General features: G+C 72.1%; 7 protein-coding genes and 1 pseudogene. 2 read left to right on the top strand and 6 right to left on the bottom strand.

Annotated features, from left to right (window positions below; genetic code table 11):
- A pseudogene (locus tag ACWEVN_RS44970) lies at nt 1-235 on the bottom strand (glycoside hydrolase family 19 protein); the annotation flags it as partial.
- Nucleotides 236-515: 280 nt separating this feature from the next.
- Nucleotides 516-764 carry a hypothetical protein gene (locus ACWEVN_RS44965; RefSeq protein ID WP_449685273.1) on the bottom strand — a complete coding sequence of 83 codons (249 nt, stop codon included), beginning with the start codon at nt 762-764 and terminating at the stop codon, nt 516-518.
- Nucleotides 765-1078: 314 nt separating this feature from the next.
- Between ACWEVN_RS44965 and ACWEVN_RS44960 the strand changes: the two genes are divergently transcribed.
- On the top strand, nt 1079-1255 hold the full coding sequence (locus tag ACWEVN_RS44960; RefSeq protein WP_449685274.1) for a zf-HC2 domain-containing protein: 177 nt from the start codon (nt 1079-1081) through the stop codon (nt 1253-1255).
- A gap of 18 nt (nt 1256-1273) precedes the next feature.
- Here the strand turns inward: ACWEVN_RS44960 and ACWEVN_RS44955 are convergent, their stop codons facing one another.
- Nucleotides 1274-2221, bottom strand: coding sequence for an Lrp/AsnC family transcriptional regulator (locus tag ACWEVN_RS44955; RefSeq protein WP_452055357.1), 948 nt, complete (start codon nt 2219-2221; stop codon nt 1274-1276).
- A gap of 109 nt (nt 2222-2330) precedes the next feature.
- On the opposite strand from ACWEVN_RS44955, the gene ACWEVN_RS44950 reads away from it, so the two are divergent.
- Nucleotides 2331-3647: an MFS transporter gene (locus ACWEVN_RS44950; protein ID WP_452055356.1), complete on the top strand. Its 1317-nt coding sequence runs from the start codon at nt 2331-2333 to the stop codon at nt 3645-3647.
- Here ACWEVN_RS44950 and ACWEVN_RS44945 read toward each other — a convergent pair.
- From ACWEVN_RS44945 to ACWEVN_RS44935, 3 genes are all read right to left on the bottom strand, one after another.
- The gene (locus ACWEVN_RS44945) at nt 3625-4032 is read right to left on the bottom strand and encodes a hypothetical protein (RefSeq protein ID WP_310973657.1); all 408 of its coding nucleotides are present in this window, start codon (nt 4030-4032) and stop codon (nt 3625-3627) included. The two genes, ACWEVN_RS44950 and ACWEVN_RS44945, sit on opposite strands and share 23 nt — an antisense overlap.
- Before the next feature lie 43 nt (nt 4033-4075).
- The gene (locus tag ACWEVN_RS44940; protein WP_452055355.1) at nt 4076-4945 is read right to left on the bottom strand and encodes an oxidoreductase; all 870 of its coding nucleotides are present in this window, start codon (nt 4943-4945) and stop codon (nt 4076-4078) included.
- A 565-nt stretch (nt 4946-5510) separates the two neighbouring features.
- The gene (locus ACWEVN_RS44935; protein ID WP_452055354.1) at nt 5511-6665 is read right to left on the bottom strand and encodes a glycoside hydrolase family 3 N-terminal domain-containing protein; all 1155 of its coding nucleotides are present in this window, start codon (nt 6663-6665) and stop codon (nt 5511-5513) included.
- Between the last annotated feature and the right edge of the window lie 450 nt (nt 6666-7115).

Here is a 7115-nt window from a genome sequence, read left to right as displayed (position 1 = left end):
ACCAGGTGCTGATGACGGGGTCGTAGCCCGGGTTGGCGTTCTTGGCGCGGTAGTAGCCGCCGTTGGTGTAGCGGACGACGGCGCCGACGTCGTACCACTGCCCGGCGACCCAGTTCGGGGCACTGCACGCGGCGGCGGCCGCCTGAGGGGCCTGCCCGGTGGCGGCGGGTACGCCGAACACGAGCCCGGCAACGGCGGCGACGGCGGACAGGACCGCGACAAGACGTCTTCTCAAGATTCGCTCACTCCTTCGGCCACGACGGAGTCCGGGCGCGGGGGCGCCCGGTGTCGGAGGGGGTGTGCTCATCCGGCCAGACGAGGGTGACACCGGTCACTAGAGCAGATTGGTCTAGTCCAGTCAAGGTTGCCGGGGGCCGCGGGCAAGGGTTGTGCGCGAAGGTCCCTTCCGGTGAACCGCCTCCCGGTGTGGTCACGGCGAAGGCGTCCGGCTCTCGGGTGCGGGCGTGCCGCGGGGCGGGCGACGCGGCACCGGAGCCGCGTGCCCGCCCGGCACGTCACCGCGCTTGCGGGATCTTCACCCGCATGGCCGGGGCGACGTGCAGGATGCGCTGCAGCCTCGCCCGGCCCAGCCGGTGGAGCATCTCCCCGAGCTCCTCCGGCGCGATGCTCCCTTCGAGGTCGATCCGCGTCGTCCGGACGACGCGGTCGATCTCCGAGGCGGGGAGCCGCCCCGCGAACTCCCCGGCCAGCCACACCCCGACCTCGTCCACGACGTCGTCCGCCCGGTGGCTCCGTACGGTCATCGCTCTCCTCGTTTCGGATCGCCTTCTTGCCCAGGTCGAAGCGGGGAAATCCCGGTCCGACGCCAGTCCGACGAGCGAGCCGGGGACCCATGACGCCGAATCGGCGAAGTTCGTGGCACAAAAGCTTTCCGTGTTCGGACGGGTGAGGTGCGTGACCATCGTCGTCACTCACATGGGCTGTTTGCCCTCCGAAGTTGTCGGCCGTTCGGGTAGAAATCCGCGGAACTTCGCCGAGGACGCGTCCATCTCAGGACTCTGGAGGCATCGGACAGTGCGGGCGTTCCTCACGGGACGCGGAAACGGAGACGCGATCCATGGGCCGGTACGACCGGACCGACCTCGGGGCGTACAGCCTGGGGTTGCTCGACGCCGCCGAGGCGGCCCGGGTCGAGCGGCACCTCGCGGCGTGCCCGGACTGCCGCCAGGAGGTCCGGGAGTTCGAAGCCGTCCGCGGCCTCCTCGACCACCTGGTCGAGGTTAAGTCCACTTAGGACTCTAGGGCCGTTCGCTCAGCGTGAGGCGGCCGCCTTGACCGTCCGCAGCACCGGCGCCGTCTCCAGGGTCCGGATGGCCGCCAGTGCCCCCAGCCGGTGCGTCAGGTAGTGGTGCAGTGCGGCGGCGTCCGGGCACAGCGCCAGCGCCACCAGGTTCGCCGGCCCCGTCGTCGCCGCCACGAGCGCCAGCTCCGCGTGGGTCGCCAGCGTCCGCGCCACCCAGTCCAGCTGGGCCGGTGCCACCGCCATCCACAGCAGCGCCTGCGTGGTCGCGCCGAGCAGCTCCGGATCGATCTCCAGGTCGAAGAACACGGTGCCGCCCGCCAGGAGGTCGGCCAGGCGGCGCGCGACGGTCGCCGCCGACCAGCCGGTCGCCGTCGCCAGCTCGGCCAGCCCCGCGCGGCCGTCGCGCTGCAGCGCCGCCATCAAGGGGGCGTCGTCGCTGGTCAGCGGCTTGCCCGGCCCGTCGTGGACCGGGGTGAGCGCGGCGACCTGGGCCGCGTCGAGGGCGTTGGCCCGGCCCAGCCACGCCGTCGGGCCGCCGAAGTACCGGTGCAGCAGCTGGTGCGCGGAGACCGCCGTGATGCTCGCCGTGCGCGGGATGTCCCGCAGCAGCAGCGCATGGTCGCTCGCGGCCGGCGTGTGGACGTTCACGCAGATCTCCGTGCCGCCCGACATCAGCTTGATCCACGCCGTGTCCGCGCGGCGCGCCAGCGCCTGGGCGAGGTCCTGCGCCGTGTGCGGCGTCGCGGTCAGGCGGACCATCCACTCGGCTTGGCCGGCCCGCTGCGGATCCGGCAGGCCGACGACGCGGAGCGACGCCTCGGCCCGGAGACGGCGGTAGCGGCGCGCCACCGTCTGCGTGGAGACGCCGAGGACGTCCCCAATCTTGGTGAACGGCGCCCGCCCGTCGAGGTGCAGCGCGTGGACCAGCGCGCGGTCGACGGCGTCCAACGTGGTCATATTCCTCATTCTGATCCATTGAACGGAAGAAATCAGTCAAATCACGCTCTTAGCTGGAACGCAGACTGGTCGCAAAGTCAGGGTGGGCGCCGAACGAAAGGAGACCTCCGTGCTCACCCTGACGCGTTATCGGCGGCGCTGGGCCGCTTTGGCCGTGCTGCTCGTCGCCGAGGCCATGAACCTGCTCGACGCGACGATCGTCCAGGTCGCCGGCCCCGCCGTGCACGCCGACCTGCCCGGCCCGGCCGCCGGCATCCCGTGGTTCAGCGCGGCCTACACGCTGCCGTTCGCCGCCTTCCTGATCACCGGCGGCCGGCTCGGTGACGTCCTCGGCCGGGCCAAGGTGTTCAAGCTCGGTGTGACGGGCTTCGTGCTCGCGTCGCTGGTCTGCGCGGCGGCCCAGGACGCGGGCGTCCTGATCGGGGCACGCGCGGTGCAGGGCGTGGCGGCGGCGCTGATCATCCCGCAGACCATCGGCCTCATCCGCGCCCTGTTCGACGGCGGCGAACTCGCGAAGGCCCTGGGCGCGATCGGCCCGGTGATGGGCCTGTCCGCGGTCACCGGGCCGCTGCTCGGCGGGCTGCTGACGCAGGCGATCTCTTGGCGGGCGGCGTTCCTCGTGAACGTCCCGCTCGGGCTCGCGGTGCTGCTCGCCGCGCGGCTGCTGCGGGAGGACCGCGCGGCCACCCGGCCGCGGCTCGACCTCACCGGCACCGCGCTCGTCGTCGCCGGTGCCGGGCTGCTCGTCTACCCGCTGATCGACCCGGCGGGGACGAACTGGGCCCTGCTCGCGGCCGGCGCCGCGCTGCTGGTCGTGTTCGGCTTCCAGCAGCGCCGCGCGGCCGCGCCGCTGGTCGAGCCGAGCCTGTTCACCCACCGCGGGTTTCCGGCCGCGCTCGCCGGGTCGCTGCTGTTCTTCGCGGTGATGACCGGCCTGATGCAGGTGGTGCCGATGCAGCTGCAGCTGGGGCTCGGCGCCGACGTCCGCACCGCGGGCTTGACGCTGCTGCCGCTGTCGGTGGGGCTCGCGGTGTCGTCGTACGTCGCGGGGGCCTGGCTGGTGCCGAAGTTCGGCCCGCGCGTGATGTTCGCCGGGCTGGCTCTGCTGCTGGCCGGGGTGCTCGCCATGGCGGCCGGCGGGGTGGGCGCGTACCCGTGGGCGCTGGCGCTGTGCGGGCTCGGGATGGGGACGTTCACGGTGCCGTTCTTCACCGCGGCCCTCGGCCGGGTCCGCCCGCCCGAGACGGGTTCGGCCGCCGGGCTGCTCAACGCGGTGCAGCAGCTCGGCGGCACCCTCGGCGTCGCCCTTCTAGGTGGGCTCTACCTCGGCACCGGCACGGCGGCCGCGGCGCTCGGCCTGGGGGCCGCACTCGCCGTGGCCGCCGCCGTGGCGGTGCTGCCGCTCAATAGTCGTCGCGGCCGGTGAACTGCTGCTCCAGCAGCTCGGCCGCGCCGGCGACCAGCTCGAGCGGGTCGGTGAACTCGTTGATGTCGAGGTTGATCAGCGGCAGCGAGTGGCGGAGCACGACGTGCTCGCCCATCACCGCGAGCCCGCCGACGACGATCGCCTCGCCGACCTCGGTCAGCACTTCCAGGAGGTCGACCTGCTCGTGCCGCGCGAACGGCGTCGCGATCTGCACCCAGTCCTCGCGCTGGTCGAGGATTTCGCGGGCGATCACGACGATCTGCGCCCGCTGCTCGGTGTCCGGGTCGTCGCCGAAGACGAGACGGATGCGCAGCTCGTCGGGCTCGTCGCGCACCACCCGGTACGACTGCCTGATGTACGCGACCAGATCGCCCCACTCCGCCACGGTTGCTCCGTTCTCGTGCTTGTCCGGGCGCTCAGCGTAGCGATCAGGCGGCGTCGATCCGGTCCAGATCGGCGAGAACGTCCGCGGGCAGGTCCAGTTCGGCGGCGGCGAGGTTTTCCCGCAGGTGCGCGGGCGACGACGTCCCGGGGATCAGCAGCATCGACGGCGACCGCCGCAGCAGCCAGGCGAGCGCGACCTGCATCGGCGTGGCCCCGGCCCGCGCGGCGCAGTCGTCGAGCAGCCCGGACTGCAGCGGGCTGAACCCGCCGAGCGGGAAGTAGGGCACGAAGGCGATCCCCTCGGCGGCGCACTTGTCGACGAGGGGATCGTTCTCGCGGTGGGCGACGTTGTAGTGGTTCTGCACGCAGACGACGGGCGCGATCGCCTTCGCTTCGTCGACCTGCTCGGCGCTGACGTGGCTGAGCCCGAGGTGCCGGATCAGCCCCTGCGCCTGCAGCTCGGCGAGCACCCCGAACGGTTCGGCGACCGACATCGGGACGGGGTAGTCACCGGCGGCGTTGCTGAGCCGCAGGTTGACGACGTCGAGCGCGTCGACGCCGAGGTTCCGCAGGTTGTCGTGCACGGCCTCGGTGAGGTCCGCGGCCGACAGGGCGACCGGCCACCCCTTGTCGGCGCTCCGCCGCGCCCCGACTTTCGTCACGATGACGAGCGAGTCGGGGTAGGGGTGCAGGGCGTCCTTGATGAGGGTGTTGACGGTGTGAGGGCCGTAGTAGTCACTGGTGTCGAGGTGGGTGACCCCGCGTTCGACGGCTTCCCGCACCACGGCGACGGCCGTGTCGCGGTCCTTCGGCGGCCCCCAGACCCCGGGCCCGGCCAGTTGCATGGCGCCGTAACCCATGCGCGTCACGGGAAGTTCGCCGCCGAGGGTGAAGGTACCGCCGAGATTCGCCATGCCGCTCCTTGCGCCGGGTGCCATCGCGGAAAGTCTAGCCACGGTCGGCTTCCCGTTTCTGTCGGTGCTAATCGGTAGCCTTTGTATCGGGGGCTGCTCGCGACGCCTGGCTGCTATTTCCCTTGTGGCGCAACGGAATCGACCTGGAGACTTGCCCGCCGATGTTCACCCGATTCAGTGGTGATCTTCGAACGCGCGTTCGGTACCGTCGTGGGTATGGCGACAACGATTCCTTCTGCACAACCGAAAACGCGGCCGCTCCTCCAGCGGCCGGGCCAGGCGCTCCTGGGTCGGCGAAGACCGGCCGGGCGGCCGGCTGATCCCGACCGCGCCGGGTCCCGGCCGCTCGGCGGTCCAGTTCCGCGTGCGTCCGGCGCGGATCGTTCTGGCGTCGTGCTCGAGGCAGAGCGCGCGGAATCCGGCGTCTGGCAACAGATTCCGTTTCCCGGCGATCCGCCGGGTGGCGTCCTCGGGCGAGGCGGTCCCAGAGGCAAGCCGGTCCAGGGGCAAGTGGGTCCAGGGGCAAGTGGATCCAGGGGCAAGTGGATCCAGGGCAAGCCGGATCTCAGCAGAGGCCCTTGCCCCGCAGTACCCGCGCGACCGACTCCTGCACCCGCGGCTTCGGCAGTTCCCCGCTCTGCACGGCCTTGGCCAGCCGGTCCAGCACCTCGTCCACCCGACCCCCGGAGGACCACAACGCCTCATCCGCGCCGGCCTGCAGGGCCTTCAGCACCGCCTCGGGCAGCGGGTATTGAGCGGTGATCGCCTTCATGGCCCCGAGGTCGTCGGTCACCACCGGCCCGGTGAACGCGAACTCGCCGCGCAGCAGCTGGTACGCGGCCGGCGAGAGCGAAGCGGGCACGCCACCGGTCAGGCCCGGCACGTCGAGGTGGCCGACCATCACCGCGACCGGCCCGTAGTCGGCCAGGCCGCGGTAGGGCACCAGGTCGACCGCGCGCAGCTTGTCGAGCGGCGGCGTCACCACCGTGCCCTTGTGGGAGTCGCCCGAGCCGTGGCCGTGGCCGGGGAAGTGCTTCAGCACCGGCTGGATTCCCGCGTCGCGCAGGCCCTCGGCGAAGGCTTTCGCGTACGTCTTCACCTTGGCCGGGTCGGGGCTGAACGACCGATCACCGATGACGTCGTCGTCGGGGGCGTTCGTGACGTCGGTGTCCGGGGCGAAGTCCACGGTCACCCCACGGGCACGCAACTGGCGGCCCCGCTCGGCGGCTAGCGTCCGAACCTGGTCGGGGGACTTCGTCGCGGCCATCGTCCGCGCCGAGGGCAGGTCGCCGTCGAGGTCGTCGATACGCTGGACGCGCCCGCCTTCCTCGTCGACCGAAACCGCCACCGGCACCCTAGCGACGGCCTGCACCGCGTCGAGCGAGCGATCTTTCAACAACGCTGTTGCGTTACCCCCGATGAAGATCCCGCCGACCTGGTGGTCCCGCACCAGCGAAACGGTCGCCGCCGGGTTGTCCCCGGACACACCCACAACGACCAGCTGCGCAACCTGAGCCCGAACATCAAGCCCGGCTGCCATCGACGTGCAGTCACCCGGCCGCGCGAGCTGCGAGGTAGGAGCGGACGAAGCGGGAGGAGAAGCCGCCGGAGCAGGAGCCGGCCGGCTGGAACTGGAGGCCACGGGCACGGCCAACCCGGAAACGACCCGCGGTTGCAGGCCCGCGACCAGCAGACCTCCGGCCACGATGGAGAAAGCCACCCCAAGGGCAGCAAGACGTCGGCGGTTCATCGGTCCCTTCACTCGTTTGTGTGCCCCCCGACCGTAGTCGACCCCCCAACCCGGCGGCGTAAAGAACAGCCCCACTGCCCCGGCTTCACGACCGCGGGCGGCCGCGATGCCGCCACGACCAGCGCGCTCGGCCCCTGACCGGCCGCCCTGCCGCCGCACGACCGCGGGCCGGAACGCGGCAGCCGGCCCCGCTGCCCCGGCCTGGCGACCGCGGGCCGAACCCTGAGACCGGCGCGGCCACAGCCTGCGTGCTCAGCCGCGTGAGCAGCCACGGCTGCTCTCGATGGCGGCCCGCTGTCCCGGCTCCACAACCGCAGGCGGCAGCGCGGCCGGCGGCAGAGCCGCCCCGCCGAACCTGGTCTCCCGGCACCGCCGCAAGGAAGCACGCCACTACCGCGCCCTCTCGCGGCTCAACCCGCG

This window comes from Amycolatopsis sp. NPDC003861, assembly GCF_053605405.1.
Note: the sequence above shows the minus strand (reverse complement) of the source record. Positions and strands in the feature narration are given on the sequence as shown.